General features: G+C 58.4%; 20 protein-coding genes. 10 read left to right on the plus strand and 10 right to left on the minus strand.

The window, feature by feature from the left end; genetic code table 11:
* Positions 1 to 147: 147 nt before the first annotated feature.
* Positions 148 to 924: a DUF2076 domain-containing protein gene (locus tag DXX3274_RS08495; protein ID WP_042859423.1), complete on the minus strand. Its 777-nt coding sequence runs from the start codon at positions 922 to 924 to the stop codon at positions 148 to 150.
* Positions 925 to 1,430: 506 nt separating this feature from the next.
* Here DXX3274_RS08495 and DXX3274_RS08500 point away from each other — a divergent pair.
* The 5 genes from DXX3274_RS08500 to DXX3274_RS08520 all read left to right on the plus strand — a co-directional run bounded on the left by DXX3274_RS08500 (position 1,431) and on the right by DXX3274_RS08520 (position 5,512).
* Positions 1,431 to 2,465, plus strand: coding sequence for an isopenicillin N synthase family oxygenase (locus DXX3274_RS08500; RefSeq protein ID WP_050569840.1), 1,035 nt, complete (start codon positions 1,431 to 1,433; stop codon positions 2,463 to 2,465).
* A 43-nt stretch (positions 2,466 to 2,508) separates the two neighbouring features.
* Positions 2,509 to 3,315: a MetQ/NlpA family ABC transporter substrate-binding protein gene (locus DXX3274_RS08505; protein ID WP_042859425.1), complete on the plus strand. Its 807-nt coding sequence runs from the start codon at positions 2,509 to 2,511 to the stop codon at positions 3,313 to 3,315.
* 3 nt (positions 3,316 to 3,318) lie between these two features.
* Entirely contained in the window at positions 3,319 to 4,110 is a 792-nt protein-coding gene (locus DXX3274_RS08510) for a methionine ABC transporter ATP-binding protein (protein WP_084478738.1), read from the plus strand.
* Entirely contained in the window at positions 4,107 to 4,766 is a 660-nt protein-coding gene (locus DXX3274_RS08515) for a methionine ABC transporter permease (RefSeq protein ID WP_161131149.1), read from the plus strand. Before DXX3274_RS08510 ends, DXX3274_RS08515 begins: the two co-directional genes overlap by 4 nt.
* A gap of 353 nt (positions 4,767 to 5,119) precedes the next feature.
* On the plus strand, positions 5,120 to 5,512 hold the full coding sequence (locus DXX3274_RS08520; protein ID WP_042859426.1) for a hypothetical protein: 393 nt from the start codon (positions 5,120 to 5,122) through the stop codon (positions 5,510 to 5,512).
* 277 nt (positions 5,513 to 5,789) lie between these two features.
* Here DXX3274_RS08520 and DXX3274_RS08525 read toward each other — a convergent pair whose 3' ends face one another.
* The 4 genes from DXX3274_RS08525 to DXX3274_RS08540 form a co-directional block, all read right to left on the minus strand.
* Complete coding sequence (locus DXX3274_RS08525) at positions 5,790 to 6,800, minus strand: DUF2167 domain-containing protein (protein ID WP_071603928.1); 1,011 nt, start codon at positions 6,798 to 6,800, stop codon at positions 5,790 to 5,792.
* A 215-nt stretch (positions 6,801 to 7,015) separates the two neighbouring features.
* A complete protein-coding gene (locus DXX3274_RS08530; protein ID WP_042859427.1) occupies positions 7,016 to 8,809 on the minus strand; it encodes an aryl-sulfate sulfotransferase in 1,794 nt (597 codons plus the stop codon).
* A gap of 13 nt (positions 8,810 to 8,822) precedes the next feature.
* Complete coding sequence (locus DXX3274_RS08535) at positions 8,823 to 9,626, minus strand: ABC transporter ATP-binding protein (RefSeq protein ID WP_038659998.1); 804 nt, start codon at positions 9,624 to 9,626, stop codon at positions 8,823 to 8,825.
* On the minus strand, positions 9,623 to 11,332 hold the full coding sequence (locus tag DXX3274_RS08540; protein WP_042859428.1) for an ABC transporter permease: 1,710 nt from the start codon (positions 11,330 to 11,332) through the stop codon (positions 9,623 to 9,625). Before DXX3274_RS08540 ends, DXX3274_RS08535 begins: the two co-directional genes overlap by 4 nt.
* Before the next feature lie 135 nt (positions 11,333 to 11,467).
* Between DXX3274_RS08540 and DXX3274_RS08545 the strand changes: the two genes are divergently transcribed.
* Positions 11,468 to 12,565 (plus strand): ABC transporter substrate-binding protein, encoded by a 1,098-nt coding sequence (locus DXX3274_RS08545; RefSeq protein ID WP_042859429.1) that lies wholly within the window; start codon positions 11,468 to 11,470, stop codon positions 12,563 to 12,565.
* A 20-nt stretch (positions 12,566 to 12,585) separates the two neighbouring features.
* Here the strand turns inward: DXX3274_RS08545 and DXX3274_RS08550 are convergent, their stop codons facing one another.
* The 5 genes from DXX3274_RS08550 to DXX3274_RS08570 all read right to left on the minus strand — a co-directional run bounded on the left by DXX3274_RS08550 (position 12,586) and on the right by DXX3274_RS08570 (position 20,470).
* A complete protein-coding gene (locus DXX3274_RS08550; RefSeq protein WP_042859430.1) occupies positions 12,586 to 13,512 on the minus strand; it encodes a LysR family transcriptional regulator in 927 nt (308 codons plus the stop codon).
* A gap of 286 nt (positions 13,513 to 13,798) precedes the next feature.
* Positions 13,799 to 16,036: a LamG-like jellyroll fold domain-containing protein gene (locus DXX3274_RS08555; RefSeq protein ID WP_050569841.1), complete on the minus strand. Its 2,238-nt coding sequence runs from the start codon at positions 16,034 to 16,036 to the stop codon at positions 13,799 to 13,801.
* A 389-nt stretch (positions 16,037 to 16,425) separates the two neighbouring features.
* Positions 16,426 to 18,264: an amidohydrolase gene (locus tag DXX3274_RS08560; RefSeq protein WP_084478739.1), complete on the minus strand. Its 1,839-nt coding sequence runs from the start codon at positions 18,262 to 18,264 to the stop codon at positions 16,426 to 16,428.
* Positions 18,265 to 18,638: 374 nt separating this feature from the next.
* A complete protein-coding gene (locus DXX3274_RS08565; RefSeq protein ID WP_042859431.1) occupies positions 18,639 to 19,406 on the minus strand; it encodes a CDP-diacylglycerol diphosphatase in 768 nt (255 codons plus the stop codon).
* Positions 19,407 to 19,570: 164 nt separating this feature from the next.
* A complete protein-coding gene (locus DXX3274_RS08570; protein ID WP_042859432.1) occupies positions 19,571 to 20,470 on the minus strand; it encodes a LysR substrate-binding domain-containing protein in 900 nt (299 codons plus the stop codon).
* A gap of 166 nt (positions 20,471 to 20,636) precedes the next feature.
* On the opposite strand from DXX3274_RS08570, the gene DXX3274_RS08575 reads away from it, so the two are divergent.
* The 4 genes from DXX3274_RS08575 (at position 20,637) to DXX3274_RS08590 (ending at position 25,166) form a co-directional block, all read left to right on the plus strand.
* Entirely contained in the window at positions 20,637 to 22,175 is a 1,539-nt protein-coding gene (locus DXX3274_RS08575) for an ABC transporter substrate-binding protein (RefSeq protein ID WP_042859433.1), read from the plus strand.
* Positions 22,176 to 22,366: 191 nt separating this feature from the next.
* On the plus strand, positions 22,367 to 23,251 hold the full coding sequence (locus DXX3274_RS08580; RefSeq protein ID WP_042859434.1) for a dihydrodipicolinate synthase family protein: 885 nt from the start codon (positions 22,367 to 22,369) through the stop codon (positions 23,249 to 23,251).
* Entirely contained in the window at positions 23,248 to 24,198 is a 951-nt protein-coding gene (locus DXX3274_RS08585; RefSeq protein WP_042859435.1) for a nucleoside hydrolase, read from the plus strand. The genes DXX3274_RS08580 and DXX3274_RS08585 overlap by 4 nt, the downstream gene beginning before the upstream one ends.
* Positions 24,198 to 25,166, plus strand: a complete 969-nt coding sequence (locus tag DXX3274_RS08590) for a nucleoside hydrolase (protein ID WP_038659973.1) — start codon at positions 24,198 to 24,200, stop codon at positions 25,164 to 25,166. Before DXX3274_RS08585 ends, DXX3274_RS08590 begins: the two co-directional genes overlap by 1 nt.
* Positions 25,167 to 25,182: the final 16 nt, after the last annotated feature.

A 25,182-nucleotide genomic window follows, 5' to 3' on the forward strand; every position in this document is an offset into this window, starting at 1 on the left:
CGGCGGACAGATTGAGCAGGCTATCAGCCTGACGCTTCCGTAAACAAATAACCAATAGGGCGGCCATATTACGGGTTGTTATATGTCGCAAGCGGTGCGTTCGGGCGGGAAGAACACCCCTCCCGCTGGCGCGGGAGGGGACGGAGGTTAGACGTAAGAATCGTCGTCGTCGTAGGAATCATCAGCCGCGTAATTGTCGTAGTCGCTGTTCTGCGGTTCGTCGCCGGGGTTGCTGTTCCAAAAGTTGTTGCCGGCGCCGGCGCCGTTGAACGTGTCCAGATTATTCGCGCCGAAATCCCGGAAGCTGTCGCTGACGTTACCCAGCGGATTCTCGTTGAGCATCGGGGTTTCGTTGATAATGTTGACGATCTCTTCCGGCTGCGAGCGGTGGAACATGCCGGTCAGCATGTCGGCCAGCACCACGCCGCCCGCCACGCCGGCTGCGGTCTGCAATGCGCCGCTCAGAAAACCGCCCGCGCGGGACGGCGCAGGTTGCGCATAGCCCGGCGCAGGCTGGCCGTAACCCGGCGCCGGCGGCGTATATCCCATCGGCTGGCTCGGCTGACCGTATCCGGCCGGCTGACCATAACCCGCCGGTTGCGACGGCTGCGGCGCGCTGCTGCGGTTGCCGCCGCCAAACAGCCCAGCCAGAAAACCGCCGCTGCTTTGCTGTGGACGAGCGGCGGCTTCCTGCGTCAGCCGATTGACCTCGGCTTCCAGTTCTTTCACCCGCTGATCCAGCTGTTTCAGCGCCGCTTCCTGAATAATCATCGCCTGCGCCATGTAGTAAGGCGCGGCCGGCTGCTGGCGAATGTGGTCATTGATTTGCTGTTCTGCCTTGAGATCCCGAGGGCCCGTGTTGGTCTCGGCTGTTTTCAGTCGGCTAAACAGACCATCAATAAGGCGTTGTTCTTCAGATTGCATAGGATTACCTCAAGAGATATTGGATTGCGGACCCGCCCGCTCAGGCCGGTCCTGCGGCTGTTTTGTCACACCCTTCGCCGTCATCCTACTGCGTTCCTCCGGGCTAATACATGATTGTCGGGTAAAGCTGCTTACAAATTTGTTACCAATTACGGCAAACCACGGCAAACCAATGCCGACCGCTCTGCCGGTTTACGTCTTACCTTTGCCGCTATTGATATTTTACCTGCCGGGGGAAATGGTGATTAATACTTTCACACGCCGGGAGCCTGCCGGCACTGGCTTTCAGGCCGTGCCGGCGACGCCGCTAAGGTCGCTGCCGCTCGTGGTATCCGCGAGGTGATGTCACGCTAAGCAGCGTGGTCTGAATGCGTCATTTTGGGTCCGTTTTGCCAACCGGTTTCCTATTTATCGACCAAGAGGAATCTTCATGTCTCGTTTGTGTTGTTGCGGTTGCTCCATGCCGAAGGTCTCGACATTTGTTAATTTCATTGATGGAGTCCGCCATGAGTCAACCCGTTTCCCTGCCTGTACTCGACTTTTCCCAGCTTGACGGCGATGCCCGGCAACGCGCCGATTTTCTGCAACGCCTGAATCACGCCGCGCGTGAAACCGGCTTCTTCTATCTGACCCACCACGGCGTCGACCCGGAACTGCAACAACGCGTACAACGGTTGTCGCGCGCTTTTTTTGCATTGCCGGACGCGGAGAAGCAGCGGGTGGCGATGATTCACTCTCCCCATTTCCGCGGCTACAACCTCGCCGGCGCGGAGCGTACCCGCAGCGAACCGGACTGGCGCGAGCAGTTCGATATCGGGGCGGAGCGTCCGCCGCTGCGGCTGTTATCCGGCGACCCCGCCTGGCGGCGGTTGCAGGGGCCGAATCAGTGGCCGGCGTCGCTGCCGGAACTGAAAATCGCGCTGCTGGAGTGGCAGCAAACACTGACCCGCATTTCGCTGCGCCTGTTACGCGCCTTCGCTGAAGCGCTGGGGCTGCCGATAACCGCGTTTGATGCGCTGTACGGCGATAAACCCAGCGAGCATATCAAGCTGATTCGCTACCCCGGCCGGGCGACGGCGGACAGCCAGCAAGGCGTCGGCGCGCACAAGGATTCCGGTTTTCTGACGCTGTTGTTGCAGGACCAGCAGTCCGGCCTGCAGGTGGAGGCCGAACCGGGTCAATGGGTGGAGGCGCACCCGCTGCCGGGTTCGTTCGTGGTCAATATCGGCGAACTGCTGGAACTGGCGACCGATGGTTATCTGCGCGCCACCGTACACCGGGTGGCGTCGCCGCCGGCCAGTCAGGATCGGTTGTCGGTGGCCTTTTTCCTCGGCGCGCAACTGGATGCGGTGGTGCCGGTGTTTCCGCTGTCGCCGGCATTGGCGAAACTGGCCCGCGGGCCGGCCAGCGACCCGAACAACCCGCTGCTGCGCGACGTGGGCTGGAACTACCTGAAAGGACGCCTGCGTTCCCACCCGGAAGTGGCTAAACGCTACTACGGCGATGTGTTGCAGGCGCAGCAGCAGGCGGTTATCGCCTGAGTTCGGTTAGTCATCAAAATGAAAATTATCAAGGGATAACAAAATGAAAAATCATAATTTTTTTGCTCTGACGGCGATGGCGTTGGCAATGGGATTGTCGGTATCGGCTCAGGCGGCCGATGCTTTGCGGGTAGCGGCGGACCCGGTGCCGCATGCGGAAATTCTGGCGCAGATTCAAAAGGCGGATCCGTCGCTGAAGCTGAAGGTGGTTGAACTGAGCGGCAACGTGAACGCCAACGAACTGCTGGCCAGCGGCGATGTGGACGCCAACTACTTCCAGCATGTGCCTTATCTGCGCGATCAGGAAAAAGCGCTGGGCAAAAAATTCGTGGTGGCGGCCACGGTGCATATCGAACCGCTGGGGATTTATTCCCGAAAATACAAATCGCTCGGCGAGGTAAAGGAGAACGCCACCGTGGCGGTGCCGAACAACGTCACCAACCTCAGTCGGGCGCTGTACCTGTTGCAGGGGCAGGGGCTGATCAAACTCAAGGCGGGTTATAGCGACCCGTCGAAAGATCAGGCGACGCCGAAAGACATCGCCGACAACCCGAAAAAACTGAAGATCAAAGAGATTGACGCGGCGCAGATCCCCCGTTCGCTGGATGACGTCGATCTGGCGGTGATTAACGGCAACTACGCGCTGGAAGCCGGGCTGGTGCCGTCCCGCGATGCGCTGGGGCTGGAAAGCGCCAGCCATAACCCGTACGCCAATATTCTGGTGACGACACCGGCGCTGCAAAACGATCCGCGCATCAAACAACTGGCGAAGGATCTGGAGTCTAAAGCCACGGCTGACTTCATCAGCCAGCGCTATAAAGGGTCGGTGATTGCGGTGGCGGGGCAATAACGCATGATTCGCATTGAACGGCTGGGGAAACGCTATCCGGGCTGCGCGCAGCCCGCGCTGGAGAATGTGTCGCTGACCATTCCATCAGGGGCGGTGTACGGCATTCTCGGCCGTAGCGGCGCGGGCAAAAGCACGCTGATTCGCTGTCTCAATCTGCTGGAGCGGCCCACCTCGGGCCGTATTCTGATGGACGACTGCGATATCGCCAGCCTGTCGCCGCGGGCGCTGCGCCAGCAACGTCAGCGCACCGGCATGATTTTCCAGCATTTCAATCTGCTGCATGCCCGCACTGTACGGGATAACGTGGCGGTGCCGCTGGAAATCGCCGGGGTCGGCAGGCGCGAGCGAGAGGCGCGCGTGACTGAATTACTGGCGTTAGTCGGGTTGAGCGACAAGGCGCAGGCCTATCCGTCGCAGTTGTCCGGCGGGCAGAAACAGCGGGTCGGCATCGCCCGCGCGCTGGCGGCCCAGCCGCGTTATCTGCTGTGCGACGAGGCCACCAGCGCGCTCGACCCGGAAACCACCGCGTCGATTCTGGCGCTGCTGGCCGACATCAACCGGCAACTGGGGCTGACCATTGTGCTGATCACCCATGAGCTGGAGGTGGTCAAAGCCATTTGCGATCACGCGGCGTTGCTGGAGCAAGGCCGGGTGGCGGAAAGCGGCGCGCTGCGAACGCTGCTGGCGGACCCGACTTCCCGCCTGCGGCAGGCGCTGTTGCCGGATCTGGACGCCGAGCGCGCGTTTTTGCGGCGGCACGGCGTAGAGGAGGGCGGATTGTGCAAAGTCGCCTGAGCTGGGAAGATTTTTTCCCGATTATGCTGAACGCGACGCTGGAAACCCTGTACATGGTGGGGCTGGCGGCGCTGTTTACCGTGCTGGTGGGGCTGCCGACCGGCGTGCTGCTGTTTATCAGCCGTCAGTCGGGCATCATGCCGCTGCCGCGGGTGAACGCGGTGCTGGGCGGCGTGATCAACGTCGGGCGCTCGCTGCCGTTCGTGGTGCTGTTGATTGCCCTGATTCCGTTTACCCGCTGGGTGGTCGGCACGACGCTGGGCAGCACCGCCGCGGTGGTGCCGATTACCGTCGGCGCGTTTCCGTTTTTCGCTCGCATTGTGGAAAACGCGCTGGCTGAGGTGGATCGCGGCCGGATAGAGGCGATTGTGTCGATGGGCGGCACCGTCTGGCATGTGATTACCAAGGCGTTGTTGCCGGAAGCTCTGCCGTCGATTCTGGCGGGCATCACGCTGACGGTGGTGATGCTGATTGGCTTTTCGTCAATGGCGGGGGTGATTGGCGGCGGCGGGCTGGGGGATCTGGCAATCCGCTACGGTTATCAACGCTTTAATCAGCAAGTGATGGCGGGAACGGTGATCGTTCTGGTGCTGCTGGTGCAACTGGTGCAGTCGCTGGGCGATCGACTGGTGCGGTCGCTGGCCTACCGGCGCTAATCACGGCTTTCCAACGGTACGCGCCTGCCCGGCGGGCGCTTATCCCCAGTTTCCCCGCCATTCAATCGATTGGCTGTGAGTAATTTTGATGGTGTAATTCGCCTTATCCCCCGGCGATGGGAAGAATCAAATAAAAATAAGGTATAACCTGTTATTTATCCATACAGGTGGACAGAATATAAAATAATCAGGTCGGATGAGTGGAGTGATTTCTAGGAATATTCCATATTCTTTTTATTTCCAGCTTTGATTTAATCACTCCCGAGGCGGTTACCTAAACGCTTCAGTTATTAACCAGAGAATAAAACTTTATTTCCGGTTAATCGCAAATGACTTGTTAAAGGAAATTCATAATGAATATGAAACCCCTGTTTTTAGGCGTTATCCTGGCTGCTTCTTACGCACACGCGGCATCGACCGAAGTGAGCGCCAAACCGGTAACCGGAACGGCAGCCAGCGCGGAAGTGAAAACCACGGCCGCCACCGACGCCACAGCGAGTCAGGAGGCGAGCGGCAAAACGCTGACGGCAGCGCAACAGACGGCTGCCAGCACCGATGCCCAGGTGAAAACGCACAACGAGAAAAAAGTCGTACATAAAAAAGCGGTAACGACGGAAAAAGAAACGGTCGCGTCGAAAAAAGCGGAAGAAGAAAAAGTAACCGGGCACAAAATAACGGCGGAAAAAAAGAAACATAACGTTGATGAGAAAAAAACCACACCGATAACTTCCGCCAAAACGGAATAATGGATTATTGCTGTAATTAAAAATTATGCCAGTCACTGAAGGGAGTCAGTAATAACCGAAGAGGCATCATCGGGCTGGCGCCCTTATTTCCCGGCTGGTCATCGTCTGTTTTTTGCCTGATGCAGAGAACAGGTATGATGCCCAGCCGGGACTCATTAATATCGCCGTCGGGGCAGGCATCGGTGCCGGGTGTGTGCCAGCGCCGGCATTTCCGGACGATGTTAATACGCCCAGCGATGAAGCTGGGCTTGCGCTATTTGGGCTGGCGCTATTAATGTCAGACTTTCTGTTGTTCTTTTTCCGCTGCGGTTACGGTTGCGGTTTCAGGAACTGTTTCCGCGGTTGTTTCCGGCACGGTTTCATTCCCGGCATCGTCTTGCGCTTGCTGCGGTTTTTTCTTACCGGAAAATAGCTTTCTGAAGATGGCGCCGACGGCGAAAATACCCACCAGAATAATTTTCCAGAATTTCACGAACGCCACGCCCATCATCGCCAGCAGGCCCAGTTTCTTGGCGGCAATCCCGCCGATTAACGCCGCCAGGCCATATTCCGCGACGCGGTCGGTGCTGGCGTTAAAATCGCTGTAGCGCTTGCCGTTGTTGAAGGTCACGGCATTGAGCAACTGTCGGGCTTTGGGTTTTTCTTCGTTGACGGTACCGCGATTGGTGACCAGATTCAGCGACAGATAGCCTTCGCGGCCGAGCAGATAGGTGTTGTAGTTGACGCCCTGATCGTTTTCCGCCATGTTGCTGCCTTCATCGCGCAACGCGGCGGACCAGACTAGCCGGTGGGTTGCCTGCTCGTAGTTGGGTTTTTCAATCCAGCCGAGGATTTCGATCGACGCAATGCCTTTCTTCACCCGTTCTTTATTAGCTTCACGGGTACCTTCTTTCAGGTTATCCAGCAATTCATCGGCATTCCATTCTTTGGCATCGTCATCCTTGATATAACCCGACGAGGTGTAGTCGATGGAAATAAAACCATCGATGTCAGGGTGCAACACCAGACCATAAAAATTACCGCCCACATAATTTCCCAGTTCGCGCATAAATACACGCGCTTCCCGCACCGGAATATAAATAAATCCCTGCGGGAGTTTCAGCACCGCCTGATTACCGAGGCCGATCTCTTTGGGGCCTTCAACACCGGCGCGTTGCATGGCTTCAACGGCGTTGTCCAGCGCGCTGTGAACCTGCGGCGCGGCATTGTCTGCGGCCATGCTGCGAAGAGAAAAGGAAAGGAGAAATATCAGCGCCAGCTGGCTGATTAAACGTACGGAGAGAGCCATAAATCATCCTGATTAATAATAAAAAGAGAGCAAATAGAAAAGCGGGGGGATATTACTCTCGTTATTAATCTATCTCAATTATATTCGCGCTTACTTATTCAATCGTATTTATAATTATAAATAAAATAATCACTAATTAATAATAATGGCGTGATTTGGTATCTCTCGGCCAACGGGACACTTCCCGGCCGGTATCGTGCCGGGAAGCGGGGCGATTAGCTCTGAATGTCGCCTAACCACTGGCGCAGCTTATCCGCGCTCTGTGCGCCGGTCAGCCTTGCCTGTTCCTGACCGTCTTTCAGCCATAACAGGGTGGGCAGCGAGCGTACCTGTAACTGTGCGGCGTGCGGCACATGATGGTCGGCGTCCAGATAGTGGCAGGACAGACCGTTAAACGCCACGTCGCCGATGACCGTTTCCAACTGGCGATACAGGCTCTTACAGTGTACGCAGCGTTCCGCGCCCACCAGCAGCAGCTGGTTGCCGGCGGGCAGCGACAGCGCTTCATCCGGCGCCAGCGATAAGGCGGTAAAGCGATGACGGTTGACGGCGAACAGCTTCGGGCTGCGTTTCAGCTCTTCGCTGTCGGTCGCGACGCACAGCGCATCGCCGCCGCGCTTGTACGGCCGGGTATCGCTGACGGGAACGACGCTGGCGAAACCGGGCTGCGCGGCGCCAGGCTGACGCAGGCGGGTGTTGTCCGGCGCTTGCACCGGGGTTTCCTGCGGGCGCGGCAGTTGCGGCACCCAGTCGTACGGCACCCGGTAGGCGCGGTACAGCATGTTGGTGTTGACGCTCTTGCCCCAGAACGGCGAGATGTATTCCCAGACTACCTCATGGTCCGCCGTCACTTCGAACAGGCGGCCGTTGGCGCCTTCGTTGATCAGCGTGTTGCCGTTCGGCAGACGCTGGATATTGCTGATATACGGGCTGTAAAACCGGAACGCGTCGGTCGGGTGCGGAATACCGGCTTCGTACGGCGAATAGCGCCAGACGATGTCCAGCGTCACCGGGTTGATTTCCAGTACGCGCGAGTAGTCGCGCCAGGCGTTTTTCACCCCGTCGGCCGACGCCGGATTGGGGGCGCCGTAACCGGCCCAGCCGCCGTTGTCGAACAGCAGAATATTGCCCGCGCCCGGCAATCCGGCCGGGATCATGTGCGCATGATGTTGACCGATGATCCAACCCAGGTGCTTCAGTTCCGGCGTGCTGTAATCCGGGCCGAGCCGCCACACGATGTCGCCGCTCTGTTTGTCGATGATGGCGATAATGTTGGATTCACGCGCGTCCCAGATGATGTTGTCCGGGTGGAAACGGGCGTCGCCCTGATCGAACCACGGGTTGGGGCCAAGGGTGGACATGGAGTTGATATGCATCCAGTCGCCCATGCCGCCGCCGCTGCTGCGCATATTAGGGTTGCGGTACAGCGCGGTTTTGGCGGCGTCGTCAAAGCCCAGTTCGTCGAAGTGATCGCTGCAGCGCCACTCCCACACCACGTTGCCGTTCCAATCCACTTCGATGATGGTGTCGTCGAGCAGCAGTTTGTCGCTGATTTTCGGGTTGTGCAGGTTCTGGTGCGCCAGAATCAGCGTATTGCCGCCGAGCGCCTGCGGTTCCAGCCCCGGCGCGTAGTACCCCACCGGGTTGCCGCTGCGCTGGTAGTCGTGATGGGCGCGCGCCATCCACTCCGGCGGCAGATCCGGGTCGCTGATGTGCTCGTAACGGTTGAATTGCCAGACCCGGTTGCCGTCCCAGTCCAGTTGCACCACGTCCACCATGTCCTGCATGCCGTAACGGGCGTCGCGCTGGCCGCTGTGGCCGAGGATATAACCGCCCGGCAGAATTTTATTGGGAAAACCGTGCAGGCCTTCCCACAGCCGCAGCGCCGCCCCGTTCATGTCGATCAAGACCGCGCCGGTTTCCAGCGCCTGAAAGACGGTGTAGCCGCCCCAGGCTTTGTCCGGGTGATAAATCGTGGTGCCGGTCGGGTAAACGGAAGGGTGTCCCATGTGCGTACTCCATTTAGTCAGTGATAAGCGTAGCGTCGGGCAAGGCCGAGGCGTCGGAGTGAGTCAGCAGCGTGAGCAGTTCGCTGCACTGCTGGTGGAAGGCCTGGCTGTCGCGCTGACGCGGGTGCGGCAACGTCACCGTGGCGATGTGTTTCAGTCGGCCGGGGCGCGGCGCCAGCACCACAACGCGGTCGGCCAGATAGACCGCTTCTTCCACATCGTGGGTGACCAGCAGGGTGGTGGTGCCTTCCTGCTGATGAATCCGCCGTAGTTCCTGTTGCATCTGCTGTCGGGTCAGCGCGTCCAGCGCGCCGAACGGTTCGTCGAGCATCAGAATGCGCGGGTTGCCCACCAGCCCGCGGGCGATCGCCACGCGTTGCGCCATGCCGCCGGACAACTGGGCGGGCAGGGCGTCGGCGAACTCGTCCAGATGCACCAGCCGAATGAAATGGTCGACCCGGCGGGTAAGGTCGGCGCGGCCGATCTTCTCGCTCGCCAGCCCCAGCTCGATGTTCTGGCGCACCGTCAGCCACGGAAACAGCCGCGGTTCCTGAAACACGATGCCGCGCTCGCCGCCGATGCCGTTAATCGGCGCGCCGTCCACCAGAATGCGGCCCTGATAGTCGTCATCCAGCCCGACCAACAAGCGCAGCAGCGTGGATTTGCCGCAGCCGCTGCTGCCGACAATCGCCACCAGCTCGCCGGGATAAATCGCCAGCGAGAGGTCGTCGATGACCGTCAGCGGGCTGCCGCCGACGCGAAACTGTTTTTTCAGGCGGTCGAAAGCGACCACCGGTTGGGGGCGCGGTTGCGTCATAGGGTGTCTCCTGTGGTGCGCCAGCGGGTCACGCGGCGTTCCAGCCGCTGGCCGAGGTAGTCGATCAGCGCGCCGGTGACGCCAATCAGCAGCATGCCGCTGAGAATGATGGGCATATCCAGCAATTGCTGGGCGTTGATCATCAGGCTGCCGATCCCGACGCCGGACGACATGAAATATTCCGCGCCGATGGCGCCGAGCCAGGCGTAAATCATCGCCAGCCGTAGCCCGGTGAACAGCGCGGGCGCCGCGCCGGGCAGGATCAGTACGCGCAGACGGCGCAACCACGGCAGGCGCAGCACCTGCGCCACTTCCTGCAAGGCGAGGGAACGCTGGCGCACGCCGCGATGACTGGCGACCAGCATTGGAAAGAACGCCACCAGCGCGATGAAGGTCACTTTGCCGCCGTCGTCGTTGCCGACCCAGGCGGTAATCAGCGGCAGCCAGGCAAACAGCGCCACCTGACGCAACAACGTCAGCGTCGGGGTAAATACCGCCTCGGCGCGCGCGCTCAGCCCCAGCGCCAGTCCGGCCAGCAGACCGGCGCTTGCGCCGAGGGCGCCGCCCGCCAGCGCGCGCCACAGGCTGTGGCGCATGGCATCGGGCAATGAACCATCACTCACGCCATGCCAGATAGCGCGGAGCACGTCGCCGGGCGGCGGCAACAGCAGCGCGTCAATCCAACTGTGATGGCTAGCCAGTTGCCACAGCGCCAGCAATAACAGCGGCACCACCAGCCCGATGGCCTGACCGGCGGGTGCGGCGTGCAGCCGACCGACCGGCGGATGCGGCCAGGCGATCAACCGCTTGTCCAACTGGTTGATGCCCCATTCCATCAGCAGGCCGGTCAACCCGATGACGGCGATGCACACCAACACGATATCCAACTGGAATAGCTGGCGTCCCCACACCATCAGATAGCCGATGCCCTGCGACGAGGCGAGCAATTCCACCACAATCAGCGACACCCAGGCTTGCGACAGCGCCAGCCGCAGGCCGGTAAACCACACCGGCAACGCGGCGGGCAGAATCAGCCGGGTCAGGCGAGTAAGGCGCGGCAGGCGCAGGGTGCGCGCCACGTCGAGCAGCAGCGGCGGAACATCGCGCACGCCGCGCTGGCTGTGCAACGTCACCGGCACGATCACCGCTTTGATCAGCACCGCCAGTTTGAGGCCGTCATCGATGCCGAACAGCACCATAAACAGCGGGATCCACCCGAGAGTGGGGATCTGGGCCAGCGCGTAGACGGTGGAATACAGCAGCCGTTCCGCCCGCACCGATGCGCCCATCAGCGCGCCCAGCAGCGTCCCGGCCAGTACGCCGGCGGCAAGTCCGCTCACCAGACGGCGCAGGCTGATCAATAACTGACTGAGCAGGTCACCCTGCAACAGGTCGACGGCCGTTGCCGCCACCCGCGACGGAGCGGGCAGAATTTGCGGCGGCATCCACCCCAGCAGGCTGCTGAGGCTCCACAGCAGCAACACCGCCAGCGGCAACAGCAACGGCGCGGCGATACGCCGGGTTTGACGCGGCGCGAGCGAGCGCGTCGCCTGCGGGGTTTTCACAAACCAGGATTTATGCATGACCAATGGCTTATTCATTTTTCTTTGTAATCTCAGCCAAAATGAATCGATAGGGTATAAAAACCTGATTTTTCGGTGATACGCCAATGCAATAAACCGATATTGCGCGTGCAAGAAATGCATATGACCCGCTACCCGGCATCGGTGCTGATTTATGCTTTTTTTTGCTGATAAATCATGGAAATGTTATTTACGGCGCACCGGTCGCGTTCGCTAGTTTCTCGCCATTGAAACCGCCTGCAATCAGTGGAGAAAAGCATGCAACAACAACAAGATCGTCATCATTACCGTGGCTGGCGTCGCCTGCTGAAAGGCATGGGGCTGGTGCTGGCGACGGTCGTGGCGCTGGGGAATACGGCGCAGGCACAGGAGGCTAAACCGGCGGAAATCCGCATCGGGCTGCCGGATCAGAGCGCGGGCAGCAAGCCGTTTATCGGCGGACCGCTGGGGCTGGCCTATATTCGCCACAGCCTGGAACAGGCGTTTGAAGCACAGGGCATCAAGGTGCATTGGTCGTTCTTTAAAGGCGCGGGACCGGCGGTGAACGAGGCGTTGGCCAACCAGCAGTTGGATGTGGCGTACCTTGGCGACCTGGCGGCGATCATCGGTCGTTCCGGCGGGTTGCCTACCCGGGTGCTGCTGGGGTCGCGCGGCTCCAGTTCGTATCTGGCGGCGACGCCGGAGTCCGGCATTCAGCGCATCGAGGATCTGCGCGGCAAACGGGTGGCGGTCTACAAAGGCACCGCCGACCAGCTGTCGTTTGAGCGGGCGCTGAAAAGCGCCGGGCTGAACGAGCGGGATATCCGGGTCATCAACCTTGACTGGACCGCCGGCAAAGCGGCGCTGGCGGCCCGGCGCATCGACGCGGTGTGGGGCGGCGTGTCGCTGCTGGCGCTGCGCCCGCAGGGGATTCGCATTATTACTTCCAGCCGTGACCTGGGTTGGGCCAATACTACTCAGGCGGTCGTGCTGGCGACGCAGGGTTTTATCCAGCGTTACCCGCAGGTCACTCAACAACTGGTGACGGCGCTGGTGCAGGAGGCGCAGTGGGCCGGCGACCCGGCGCATCTGGCGGACTATATCAAACTGATGGCGGACCAGAGCCAGATTCCGGCCGCGCTGTTTGAAGAGCAGTTCCGGCCGGATTCGCTCAACCTGCAAAGCTCGCCGCGTCTGGACCCGTTCCTGCGCAGCAACCTGCAGGACAGCGTGCAGCGCGCCGGCGCGGCCGGATTAATTCGTTCCGCTTTTTCGGTGGAGGAGTGGCTGGATAACCGCTTTGTCGAGCAGGCGCTGACCTACCTGAAGCTGGAACGACAGTGGCCGGCGTATGACGCCAGCGGCAAATCGCAGTAATGCTTTATCCCGGTAATGCTTTATACGGGAACGGACTGGCGTAGCCGGTCCTGCTCCAGAATGGCGTCGATCATCAGTTGCGCCAGCGGCGGCAGCGGTTTTTGCAGGCTGGAGATAATGCCGAACCGGGTCTGCATTTGCGCCCATTCCGCGGGTTGTTCGGTGAGGGCGATCTCCACCAGTTGATGGCTGTCGCGGCCGAGCGCAAATCCGTCTTCGCTGGAAAAACTGATGGCCTGGGTATGGCGCAGTACGCTGAACACCGAATGGATGTGGTCGCACTGTATCTGCGGGCGATAGTCCGGCTGGCCGGTTAACGCCGCCAGCACTTTGCGCATGCCGACCGGCAAATAGGGCGACGCGAGCGGAAAGCGCAGCAGGTCGTCGGGCGTGACCTGCGCCTGCTGCGCCAGCGGGTGGTCGCGGTGGCAGATGAAGAAACAGCGGCGCGGGTTGAGCGGCTGCACCCGGAGCTGCGGGTCCAGTTCGGCTTGCCAGGCGTCGGCCACAAAAAACGGCCACTCTTCGGCCTGTAGCCGCTGATGCAGCGCATGCCAGTTGTCGACGCAGTAGGTGACGCGCGCTCGCGGCCGCAGCAGGTGGAAGGCGGATATCGCCTGTGGGATCAGCGCCGCCGCCGGCGCCGGGCCGCAACCGAACGCCAGCTCGCCGGCGTCATCCTCGCCGAGTTGCCGCATATCCTGAATCAGCTCCCACGACAGCGCCTGCATGCGCTGGGCGAAAGGCAGCAGCTTTTTGCCCTGCCAGGTGAGCGCGAACTGCTTGCTGTGCCGATCCACCAGCGGGTGGCCGAGGGTTTGCTCCAGCGTCTGAATGCTGCGGCTGAACGCGGATTGCGACAGGCAAACCGCCTCAGCCGCCTGCACAAAACTGCGGTGTTCCGTCAGCGCCAGAAAGTTGCGCAGTTGTCGTAAATCCAGATGCATGATGTTCTCGCCCGTGCATGGAAATCCGCGCCAGCCTAGGCTGACGAGCGTTGGCAAAGCAATGAACAAAAACGCATAACTTATAACAGGTTACCTGTCGGGTTTCTCTGGCGGACAGGTAATGGGAACACCGGTTGGGATACCCCGCTCTTCCGCGACCCGCTTGCCGAAGCCTGCGGATCCCGGTCTGAGCAATTTAACTCAGCTTTATGAACTGATGAATCCGGTGCGTTATCTCTTTATCCATGTGCAATGTTGTCACCATTATCAGCCCAGATGTATGGCGTCATTTTCTGGCTAATGCGGCAATATCCACGCCGCTCAACGCCCCCGACAAGATCCTGAAATAGTCATAACGCCCCTTTATACTAGCATCGCGTGCGTACTGCGAGCGGCCAAGATAGGCCGACTCAGCCACGCCAAGCTGATAAGGTGCTAGCGTAAATTTTTCATTACGTCCTACCTCTATGCCATCGAGATAGACGATGCAGACATTACCAGACAATGTCATCGCAACATGTACCCATTTACCGACTGGGAATGTGGTGTCTGCCGTCACGCCTTCGACCATGTAACCATGTAAAATCGATATCCTAAACGTTGGCTTCCCGTTATTTCCGAATGGTGCCAGGCTGATCCAGCGGCGTTCGCCAGAACCAATGTCGAAAATCCTGCCCCACGAACGTGAATCGTCCGCACAGAATCTGGTCTCAATAGTGAAATCGCCCAGTTTCGACAGGGGGCCATCCGGCAGTTTCAGGTAGCCGTCTACGCCATCAAGCACCAGCGCAGTACCCGTGCCATCCGGCCCTGTTCCCCAACTGGCGCCGCCTGACAGCGAACTCACTCCCCACTTGCCTGTGCTGTCTGCGGCAGTAATACCAGAGCCTTCGTTCAACGCAAGATGGAGTACTTCTTCCACCTGAATCGGTACTCTGACGGTGTCCGACGCCGCGGTTTCTCCCCCCGCAATGAACGCTTTCACGCGATAGTAGTAGCTCGCTGCCCTCGTAATATCGCTGTCCGAATAGGTCAAAAGATCAATGATGTCAGGCGCAATGACGGTGAACGGCCCATTAGCGACGGTGGCGCGTTCGAGGGTATAGTGCGTAGCGCCAACAACCCCCCACCAGGAAAGTTCTACCTTGTCGCCACGGCGGTTGGCAGTCAGGCCGGAAGGGCGCAACGCCGTCGTCTCAACGGCCAGGTCGCGTGAGAACAGTAAAGTACCGTATCCCGTTCCGTCGCCCCCGCCGCCGTATTCCGGGTACACTTTTTGTACCTGTTTGAACACATAGGGCGTTGCAATACCTTTTCGCTTTGCATAGTGGTTATAAATAGCCTCCCAGCATGGCCGTTTATTCCCTTGGCTCGACGAGGAAACGGCTTCCATCAAGCCATGCCTGTTGCGGTAGTTCATCCAGGGCATTACATAGAACCCGCCCGTTTCGTCGTTCAGGTTCGATTTCGCGGCAAACTCCGCACCGGCAAGAAAACGGTTGTTGTCGTATCCATAAATGTCATCACCTTGATTCCACGCCATTTCACAGAAAGCCGCGCCCAGACTTATTCCTAGCGTAGTGTGCCCCTGATCGCGCCCGCTTTCCTGCCATTGTCCAAGGTAACCGGGATGCACATGTACCACTGCTTGCATGCCAGCGCCGTTGCCCTGGCCGTATTTGTAGTAGTCGATCGCTTCCTGATAGATATCAGGGCGATCGCACAGCACACCGATCGCCAGAATATTAGCGATCGCGCACTGATCCCAATTGGCCCAGTAATTGGTGATATCCGCACCGTTATGCACATCCAGGAATTGCCTCGACATCGGATAGAACACCGTCAACATCATATTCTGGAACCGTTCCAGGTCTGCTGCAGACCACCCGGAATAGCTGCGCATGATTTCAGCAACGTTGGCGAATTGATAGCCATAGATACCCGCAGCCAGCCAGCGATCGGCGTTGCCAGTGACCGTCTTTAGCGTGGAAGACCATGCATTAAGATACTTGATCGCTTCCTCTGCATACGCGGTGTCTTGCGTGATTTTCCAGCGTACCGCCAGACGGTAGGAACGTTGCACATCAACATACAGTAATGAAAAATTCTGCCCGTCACCTCCCCGCACAATTGTCTCAGTGGCGCGCGGGGTCGCCCCCAACTGTGAATAGGCATCTTTTACAAACGGTTCCCATCCATCTACCCAGGGTTTCTCACCGGTTGCCAGCTTCTTGCTTATACGGACGAAGTCATCTTCAGTGTGCAACAAGCCGGGATGGGTGAAGGTGCGGTTTTCTGCGTGAAGCGCCGGCGCAACGGTGCCCGTTGCTGCGGCTACGATTGCACGAGTTAGAAAACTGCTTCTAAATCGCCCCAGCAGCCCGCTGAATACGATACTCGCGCCAGCTTGCAGAAAGCGACGCCGTGGCATGGAGTCCAGTTGTTTTTGAGTAGTCACAGGCGTGGCGTCTGCTTCTGGTGTCGACGGAAAATCACGCTGCAGCGTGTGTGGTATTCTCTTCATGATGGACTCTCTCCCTGATTGATATGAATTAGCAGTGCTCTGCGGCAGTTCTTTCTCAATAATTACCTGTAAAACCTAAAAGTGGGGAATTCCATGCGCCACTTCGTAAACGTGGCGCGTGTCCTCCGTCTCTCGTGAGAATATAACGGTATAGTCGATATGACTCTGCTTTTTGCGTGACGATGAACTGTACCTATATTTTTAATGCAGTGTAACCGCATGCCGTATATTACCCGCCGGACAGAAATCACCTTGCACGTCTGCTGAAGAGTAGGCACTAAAATAAAAACGACTTTCTGTGAAAAAAGCCGTTTTTGGATCGATTCTAATTAAAAACTATTAATGGTTAACGGCAAGAATGTTACATTTCTTGCCCTGGAGAGAATGGCTCAAATACCTATTTCGGGAACCGAATGAACCAATTTTCCTTTATAGTAGGTTTTTAGTATTTTAGTTTGATGAACTTGTTTGATAGGAATGTTGAACAGATTCCTATCAAGCACAATAAGATCCGCGGATTTGCCAAGCTCGATCGACCCCGTATCCTTTTCCAACCCCATCGCCTTCGCGCTGTTGATAGTGTAAATGCGAATCGCTTCCGCCAGATCGACAGCCTCATCGGGCGCCAGCGTTCCAGGGACATCACCCAATGGGTTCTGTCGTGTTACCAAACCTTCAATACCGATCCACGGAGACGGTGTTGGACCACCTGCAGGCCAGTCAGAGCCTCCGGCCACCAGCGCCCCTGCGCGGAGCAATTTCATCGTGGGGACAAAATCTCGCATACGCTCCTCACCGATAGTAACAACGCTGGCTTGCGTCATATCCGATGGGAACCACAGCATCGGCGACAGGTCGGCTGCTACACGAAGCCTGGCGAAACGCGGCAAATCCTGTGGCGCAATCAGATGCGTATGGGCAATCTGATGCATCGGTCCATTCGGACCATTGATTTTACGCACTTTTTCGACAGCATCTAACGCAAGTTGTAATGAACCATCGCCAGCCGCATGTAACTTGGTGGAAATACCTTGCTTGTCGAGCTTAGTCAGAATGTCAACTACCTGGTCTACCGTGTAGTGCGTTTCGCCATGAAAATTATTGCCGTGGACATGGTCTGGAACATAAGGAGCGAGAAGCTTAGCCGTGTAAGCGGGTGGCACACCATCAAGGACGAACTTGAAGCGATCGGGAAGGAAGTTCGGCGTACGGTAGACGTCGCGTCTGGCAAACAGTTCCATTCCGGCAGCGCCTTCATCCAGTAATGGGGTTGAGACGACAGAGGCCAAAATCTTCAGCGGTAAGCCTTCGGCTTGATCGATTTTGCTCCAGATCCGCAGATTCACTTCGGAGCTAACGGCTTCTTGTACACCCGTGATACCCAGGGAGATCATCGTCTTTGCTGCACCTCGCCCAGAGGCTATGCGTTGCTCCTCCGTTCGTGCAGGAACAAGGCTTTGTACATGCTGGAAGGCAGGGAACTCCTGTAACAATCCGGTAGGCTCACCAGTCACGGCATCTTTGACAATTACTCCGCCGGCAGGGCTGACGGACGCGGAGGTGATGTTTGCCAAACGCATCGCTTCACTATTGATCCAGCGGTTGTGATAGGAGTCGTCACGCAGAATAACAGGATGCCCATTGCTGACTTTATCCAGTTTGGCCAGTGCGCCGGTGCTCATAAGTTCAGACATGCGCGGACTCCCCCATGATGAGCCGATAACCCATCCACCCGGTTCCACCTGTTTCGCACATTCGGAGACTCGCTTTAGCATCTCGTCCAGCGAGCTCTTGCCAGGGAAATTACAGGAGAATAGATCTTCGTATCCGCCATCCAGCGGGTGGGCATGCACGTCATTGATGCCGGGCATCGCCATTCCCCCTTTGAGGTCAACAACCTTGGTATTGGGGCCGATGAGGTTGGCGACCTGCGCATTGGAACCAATAAATACGTAACGACCATCGCGCACTGCAATCGCTTCAACCCACGGTTGATGCTGAGTGACGGTGAAAATATTGCCATTACGTAAAACCAGTTCGGCGGGTACGTTCTTTTCTGCGACGGCAGAAGAGGGAATAGAAAAAAGTAAACCTGCTATAGATGCAACAAATCCGACCCGTACCAGAAAATGGTTTTTTGTCGGTATGTTCGAAGCTAATGGCGGCTTCCTTACACACGTCAATTGGGGGCTACACCCTTCAATATTACCTACACTGGCTCTTGTCATATATTCATCTCCCTATGTATTTTTTACGCTATTCCACTAGCTGGGAGTTACATCCTCCATATATTGTTACAACCAGATAATACAAATTGAGCTATTAATGATGCGAAGGCACAAATAGCAAAAACAACGGTGTTATTCGAGAAGCGTGGTTTTATTAAAGAAACATTAATGTATTCCCGAAAACGCCGTTTTTGACTTATTTGTGAAACGACATTAAGGCATTCTGGAGACGGTTCGACATCCTGTTAATAACAGGTAGTTCTGATTAAATCGTGTTTTTACGCAATCGTGTTTTTACGCAATCTATAGATCACGTCAAACTATGCTTGCCTCGTATTGGCTGGGGAACCCTATTCCCCAGCCAATACGACGTCTTAGGTCTGCGCCAGTGCGCAGCTCACATCCAGAATTTCCTCCGCCGAGCCGCGGTTGAACAGGCCGATAAAATCACGCCGCACCGCCAGCAGGATCAGTTCGCCCTGAACGTTGGCGGTCAGCGCCAGACCGTAGTTTTCCATCTTGTCTCCTTGCGCCTGCACGTACTGGTTGAGCAGTTTGAACGGGTCGGACTGCGTCAGGTCGTTATCGTTCAGCTTCTTCGCCAGATAATCGTGCCCCAGCAGCGGCTGGCCGAGCGGCGCCCAGTCGCGGCCGAGACTGGCGCTTTGGGCGCGCAGCGTCTGGTAGACCTCGGGTTTCAGGCAGGAAATATGGATATGCAACTGGCCTTGCGTGCGGCCATACAGCGAGTTGATCGCCAGCCCGAGCATGTCGTCCCCGATTGGTTTGCCCATCTGGCTTGACAGCCTGTCGCGGTAGCGCCAGGCGGCGGCAAAATAGGCCGGCGTGCCGGGTTGCAGCAGCAACGGGCTTTCAATGCCGCTGATGCGATCGGTCGGGATCAACAGGTCGTGATACGGTCCGCGCCGGTCTTTGAACAGGGTGTAATGACCTTGCAGATTGACGTCCAGACAAGGGGCGGGCGAGTTATTTTTCTGCTGGTTAGGCACGCACTGCTGGCTGACAAACGTCCACAGCGCGTTGCCATTGCCGCGGCGGGCGAAGGGCTGCCAGAAGTAGATCAGCAGGGCGACCAGCAGTAGCGTAACGAGCAAACCGATAAGGTATTTCTTGCGTATCATGGCCGGATTCCGTCGAGGGTCATTGCCGCATGGTTATTGATTGCAACGCAAATGTCGCAACGTTATTTGTTGCAAGGTTATACGTCGTATGACGGGCATATAGATTAGTGCGACCATCGTGCCGCGCGCAGATGGCGCCGTGATGACACATGCGGTTGATGTTGTTACCCGGCCTGAGCGCTTTCGCTGATGAGCTTACGGATGTGCTGAACGACTTCTTCCACCAGCAGGCTACGCGCATGCTGGGGCGGGAAGATCGCCAGATAGGCGACGTCGATCTTCGGTTCGAAGGGTTTGATCAGCAGCGTCGCTTCGCTGGTACGGGCGGTAATGGCATCGACAATTCCCACCCCTAATCCGGCGCCCGCCATGACGCAGCAATGGCGCAGCGAGGTTTCGATCGGGCTTTGCAACGCCACGTCTTGCGCGGTGATAGCCTGTGCCAGCTGCTCCCGCAGCACGGTTTTGCGCCCTGGAAGGATCGAGCGGTAGTGGTTCAGGTCGTCAAGGGTGATACCGGCGCGCTCCGCCAGCGGGTGGCTCGGCGCGACGACCGCGACGGCCTGGGCGACGCCCAGCAGGTCGGCCTGCAATCCCTTGATCGCCGGCGTACTGTTGATAAAACCGATGTCGTACTGGTTGCTCAGCACCATCTCGGTGATCGCCAGCGTGCTTTCCACATCCATAGAAAGCGCCACATCCGGGTATTTTTTCAACAGCGAGGGGAAAATGCGTTCGGTACAGAGGTTGGCGAGCGCGGACACCGCGCCGATGCGCAGCACGCTGCCTTTGGCGTGACGGATGTCGTCCGCCACCCGCAGAATGTGGTCCAGCCCCAGATACAGCCGTTCGATCTCCCGGAAAAGCTTAAGTGCTTCTTCACGGGGTTCGAGTCCCCGCCCATCCCTGTCAAACAGTTTTAGTTTAACCGCGTACTCAAAATCCTTGATCAGCCGGCTGACCGCCGGTTGGGTGATATTCATGATGTTGGCGGCCTGTGTGATGCCGCCGGTCAGAATCACCTTATGGAATGCTTCAACCTGTCTTAAGTTGATACGGCTCATAGATGTTACCAACCATAATGTTTATTTATGAATTCGGTACAAAATACGATTTTTAATTATTTTAACCAACACGTAGACTCCATCCCGAAGGTTACAGTTTGTCATAGATTTGCACAAAGCGTGATAAACCCGAATGCGGGATGGATCCGAATTTAAAGGAGTAACCATGAAAGGAATGTTGCTTGTTGCCGGCCTGATGACGCTGACGCCCATCGCGCAGGCAGCGGATTTGACGATTGGACTGGCGTCATCCACCACCTCGATGGATCCGCAGTTCTATGTCGGCGGCGCTAACAGCGCAATGGCCCGTAATCTGTTCGACGGGCTGGTTAACCAAAACGAAAAACAACAAATTACCCCTGCTCTGGCGGTGTCATGGAAAGCTATCGACGACACCACCTGGCAATTTAAATTGCGACCGAACGTCAAGTTTCACGATGGCACCGATTTTAGCGCCCGGGATGTGGTGGCCAGTGTGAAACGCATCGCGTTGGCGGCAAAAAACAGCCCCAGCGCCTACACGCCCTACGTGGCGGACATCAGCGAGATTCGTGAAATCGACCCGCTGACGGTGGAAATCAAGACCAAAGGACCGGCGGCGCTGTTGCTCAACAACCTGAGCCGCATCGCGATACTGCCGGCGCGGTTGGCCGACCAGCCGACCGACGTGCTGAACGGCGGTAAAGACGTGATTGGCACCGGCCCGTTCAAATTTGTCTCCTATACCCCGGATGACAAGGTGGTGCTGAGCCGTAACGACCACTACTGGGGCGGCAAAGCCGAGTGGGACAAGGTGACGTTGCGCGTCATCAAGAACAGCAGCGCGCGCATTGCCGCGTTGTTGTCCGGCGATGTGGACATGATCGAAAGCGTACCGACCGCAGACCGAGCGTCTATCGCGCGTCAGCAGGCTTTCGCCACAGAGTCGGTGCCGGGCAACCGCATTTTGTATCTGCACCCGGATCAGGACCGAGACGAGTCGCCGTTCGCCAAAGGCGACGACGGCAAAAATCCGCTGAAAAAAGCGGAAGTGCGTCAGGCGATGTCGCTGGCGATCAACCGCGACGCGCTGGTGCAGCGTATCCTCGACGGTCAGGGGCTGCCTTCGTCGCAGCTGGTGCCGCAGGGGTATCCGGGATATTCCGCCAAAATACCGGCGCCGGTTTACGACCTGGCGCAGGCGAAACAAAAACTGGCGGCGGCGGGCTATCCGAACGGCTTTACCCTGACGTTCCACGCCTCGAACGATCGCTATCCCAACGACGCCAAAATCGCGCAGGCGCTGGGGCAGATGTTCAGTCAGGCGGGCATCAAGACCGAGGTGGTCACCATGCCCGGCAACGTCTACTTCGCCAAGGCGGCGCAGCGTGAATTCAGCCTGGTGATGGGCGGCGCGGCGATTGAAACCGGTGAGGCGTCCGGCGTGCTGGGGCCGTTGCTGGAAACCTTTGGCCCGAATGCCGGCCAGGGAAACCGGGGACGGTATTCCAATGCCGAATTTGACAAGCTGCTGAGTCAGGCACGCGCCACGCTGGATGAACAGCAACGCGATGCGCTGTTGCAGCAGGCAACCGAATTGGCGATGAAAGAGCAAGGGGTTATCCCGCTGCTGTTTCTCTCCAATACCTGGGCAATGAAAAAAGGCTATAGCTACGTGGGCCGCACAGACGGCTACACATTGCCCTATTTCGTTCACAAGCAGTAAACGGTGAGTTTTTCACCCGGCGCTGGTGGTGAATGAAAATGATGTATACCCCAATAATTCGGGTTGTCCTGTAACTCGAAGTATGACGGGTATAGTGCGATTTTTACGTTAACACCAGGGTTCTCCCATCAGGCCGTGTCCCGCTGCATTTCGCGGCGGGACACTCCGCCTGCCACTTTCAGGGTCACTCCATGAGCGAATTCTTCGGCGTATTTCCCTATCTGGTTTCTCCTATAAAAGCGAATGGCGATGTGGACAAAACCGTCCTCACCGAATTGGTCGAGCACCTTATCGCCAGCGGCGTACATGGTTTGACGCCGCTTGGCAGCACCGGCGAATTCGCTTATCTGACCGCAAAGCAGCGTTTTGATGTCGTCAGCACCGTGGTTGAAGCGGCGCGCGGCCGGGTGCCGGTGATCGCCGGCGTAGCCGCCACCACCATTCAGGACGCGGTGGTGCAGACGCAGGCTTACCTTGGCCTGGGCGTCGACGGCATTCTGGCGATACTTGAGGCTTATTTCCCGTTGACCGATGCCGGCGTGGAAAGCTACTTTCGGGCGATTGCCGAAGCCGCGCACCCCACGCCCGTGGTGCTGTACACCAATCCTCATTTCCAGCGTTCCGACTTAAGCCTGCCGGTGATCGAGCGTTTAAGCCACGTGGATAACATCCGCTACATCAAGGATGCCTCCACCAATACTGGCCGGTTGTTGTCGATCATCGAACGCACCGAAGGACGTATGCAGGTTTTCGCCGCCTCGGCTCATATTCCCGCCTGCGTCATGCTGATCGGCGGCGTCGGCTGGATGGCCGGCCCGGCCTGCATCGTGCCGCGTCAGAGCCTGGCGCTGTACGAGGCGGCCAAACGCGGCGACTGGCAACTGGCGATGGAATTGCAGCGCCCGTTGTGGCGGGTGAATGAAATTTTCGCCAAATACTCGGTGGCCGCCTGCATCAAGGCCGCGCTGGAGATGCAGGGATTCGCGGTCGGTAACCCGATTGCTCCGCAGCAGCCGTTGAATCATCACGCGCGGGAAGAGGTCGCCAGCGTGCTGAAACTGGTGGGCGCTCTGTGAAGTCGATTCCCATCATCATCGATTGCGACCCCGGTATTGACGACGCGCTGGCGTTACTGAGCGCGTTTGTCGCGCCACAGCTGGCGATTCAGGGCATTACCGTGGTGAACGGTAATCAGCCGTTGCCCAACACGTTGCGCAATGCGCTGCAGATCGTTGAACTGGGCGAGCGTACCGATATTCCGGTGTTTGCCGGTTGCTGGCAACCGATGCTGCGCGAGCCGATTCACGGTCAGTTTCATGGCAAGAATGGGTTGGGCGACAGCGATTTTCCCGCGCCGCGTAAAGCGGCGGAAATGCAGCACGCGGTTAACTTTCTGATCGCCCGTTGCCGGGCGGCGGCGCAGCGCGGCGAACGCATTACGTTGTGCTCGCTGGGGCCGCTGACCAACCTGGCCAGCGCCTTTTGTATCGCACCGGATATCGTGGACGGCATCGAACGGATTGTATCAATGGGCGGCGCCTGCCGGGAGTTGGGCAACCGCACCATGACGTCGGAATTCAACATGCTGGCCGACCCGCACGCGGCGCACATCGTCTTTTCGCAGGAACTGCCGATGACGCTGTTGCCGCTGGACGCCACCCATCAGGTGATTCTGACGCCGGAGCGTGTCAGCGAACTGGTGACTCACGCCGGGCGATTGCGCGCTCCGCTGAGTCAACTGATGGCGTTTTGGGATCGCAATGACGTTAAACGTTACGGCTCCCGCGGCGGGCCGCTGCATGACCCGCTGGTGATCGCCTGGGTATTGCGCCCCGATTTGTTCCAGACCGAACGGGCGCGGGTGCTGGTGGAGCATCAGAGCGAACTGTGTATGGGACAGAGCGTAATGGATATCTACGGTAAATCCGGCCTGTCGGCGAACGTCGATGTGGTCACCGGCGTGGCGGTCGACGAGGTGTTTCAGTTGTTCTGTCAGCTGTTTTCAGCTTATGGAACCGCGTGATGACACGTCAGCGAATCATTATTGACACCGATCCCGGCGTAGACGACGCCATTGCGCTGTGGCTGGCGCTGGCCTCGCCGGAACTGGACGTATTGGGTATTACGGTGGTGGCCGGCAACGTGGCGCTGGAGAATACGCTGGCGAACGCCCGGCGGATTGTGGCGCTGTCCGGTCGTGATGACGTGCCGGTGTTCGCCGGTGCGAAAAGGCCGCTGATCGGTCCGCAGCGCTACGGCAAGTACGCCCATATCGGCGCATTCAGCGATGAGCTGGTGCCGGCGGGCGAGTGCCGGGTCGTGCAGGAGCACGCGGTGGATTTTATCGTTCGCACCGCACGTCGGGCGGCGGAAGAACAGAACCCGATTACCTTTTGCGCCATCGGGCCGATGACCAATCTGGCGCTGGCGCTGATTCAGCACCCGGACGTCGCGCGCGGCATCCGTCAGGTGGTGACCATGAGCTGCGCCTTTACCGCGCTCGGCCACCGCACGCCGTGGGCGGAATTCAATATCTATGCCGATCCGCACGCCGCCCGCCGGGTATTCGGCAGCGGCATTCCTTTGGTGATCATGCCGCTGGACATGACGTTTCAGGCGCTGATTACCCAACAGGAGATCGACGTTTTGCAACGTGACGCCGGGCGGCCCGGTGAGGCCATCGCCCGCCTGTTGGGCGCTTTTGACCGCAGCGACATGGCGCGTTTCGGCCGCGAAGGCGGTCCGGTGCATGACGCCACCACCGTGGCCTGGCTATTGCAACCGTCGCTGTTTGCCGGACGGGAGGCGCTGGTCGGGGTGACCGTCGCCGGTGAAACCGCCGGGCATACCTGGGCGGATTTTTATGGCAAGCTGTCGCAGGCGCCTAATGCGCAGGTGATGCAGTCGGTAGATGAACCCGGTTTTCTGTCGTTGCTGGTCCGGGTGCTTAGCCGCTACGGTCGGCCGGATATCCCGGAGCGCCACGCTTAGCGCCTATCCCAATAGC

The organism is Dickeya sp. NCPPB 3274 (assembly GCF_000406205.1).
Classification (GTDB): domain Bacteria; phylum Pseudomonadota; class Gammaproteobacteria; order Enterobacterales; family Enterobacteriaceae; genus Dickeya; species Dickeya fangzhongdai.

What these genes read in the sequence shown, in the direction of transcription:
- DXX3274_RS08495 (WP_042859423.1), bottom strand. Translation starts at nt 924, where the DNA reads ATGCAATCTGAAGAACAACGCCTTATTGATGGTCTGTTTAGCCGACTG.
- DXX3274_RS08500 (WP_050569840.1), top strand. Translation starts at nt 1,431, where the DNA reads ATGAGTCAACCCGTTTCCCTGCCTGTACTCGACTTTTCCCAGCTTGAC.
- DXX3274_RS08505 (WP_042859425.1), top strand. Translation starts at nt 2,509, where the DNA reads ATGAAAAATCATAATTTTTTTGCTCTGACGGCGATGGCGTTGGCAATG.
- DXX3274_RS08510 (WP_084478738.1), top strand. Translation starts at nt 3,319, where the DNA reads ATGATTCGCATTGAACGGCTGGGGAAACGCTATCCGGGCTGCGCGCAG.
- DXX3274_RS08520 (WP_042859426.1), top strand. Translation starts at nt 5,120, where the DNA reads ATGAATATGAAACCCCTGTTTTTAGGCGTTATCCTGGCTGCTTCTTAC.
- DXX3274_RS08525 (WP_071603928.1), bottom strand. Translation starts at nt 6,800, where the DNA reads ATGGCTCTCTCCGTACGTTTAATCAGCCAGCTGGCGCTGATATTTCTC.
- DXX3274_RS08530 (WP_042859427.1), bottom strand. Translation starts at nt 8,809, where the DNA reads ATGGGACACCCTTCCGTTTACCCGACCGGCACCACGATTTATCACCCG.
- DXX3274_RS08535 (WP_038659998.1), bottom strand. Translation starts at nt 9,626, where the DNA reads ATGACGCAACCGCGCCCCCAACCGGTGGTCGCTTTCGACCGCCTGAAA.
- DXX3274_RS08540 (WP_042859428.1), bottom strand. Translation starts at nt 11,332, where the DNA reads ATGCATTTCTTGCACGCGCAATATCGGTTTATTGCATTGGCGTATCAC.
- DXX3274_RS08545 (WP_042859429.1), top strand. Translation starts at nt 11,468, where the DNA reads ATGCAACAACAACAAGATCGTCATCATTACCGTGGCTGGCGTCGCCTG.
- DXX3274_RS08550 (WP_042859430.1), bottom strand. Translation starts at nt 13,512, where the DNA reads ATGCATCTGGATTTACGACAACTGCGCAACTTTCTGGCGCTGACGGAA.
- DXX3274_RS08555 (WP_050569841.1), bottom strand. Translation starts at nt 16,036, where the DNA reads ATGAAGAGAATACCACACACGCTGCAGCGTGATTTTCCGTCGACACCA.
- DXX3274_RS08560 (WP_084478739.1), bottom strand. Translation starts at nt 18,264, where the DNA reads ATGACAAGAGCCAGTGTAGGTAATATTGAAGGGTGTAGCCCCCAATTG.
- DXX3274_RS08565 (WP_042859431.1), bottom strand. Translation starts at nt 19,406, where the DNA reads ATGATACGCAAGAAATACCTTATCGGTTTGCTCGTTACGCTACTGCTG.
- DXX3274_RS08570 (WP_042859432.1), bottom strand. Translation starts at nt 20,470, where the DNA reads ATGAGCCGTATCAACTTAAGACAGGTTGAAGCATTCCATAAGGTGATT.
- DXX3274_RS08575 (WP_042859433.1), top strand. Translation starts at nt 20,637, where the DNA reads ATGAAAGGAATGTTGCTTGTTGCCGGCCTGATGACGCTGACGCCCATC.
- DXX3274_RS08580 (WP_042859434.1), top strand. Translation starts at nt 22,367, where the DNA reads ATGAGCGAATTCTTCGGCGTATTTCCCTATCTGGTTTCTCCTATAAAA.
- DXX3274_RS08590 (WP_038659973.1), top strand. Translation starts at nt 24,198, where the DNA reads ATGACACGTCAGCGAATCATTATTGACACCGATCCCGGCGTAGACGAC.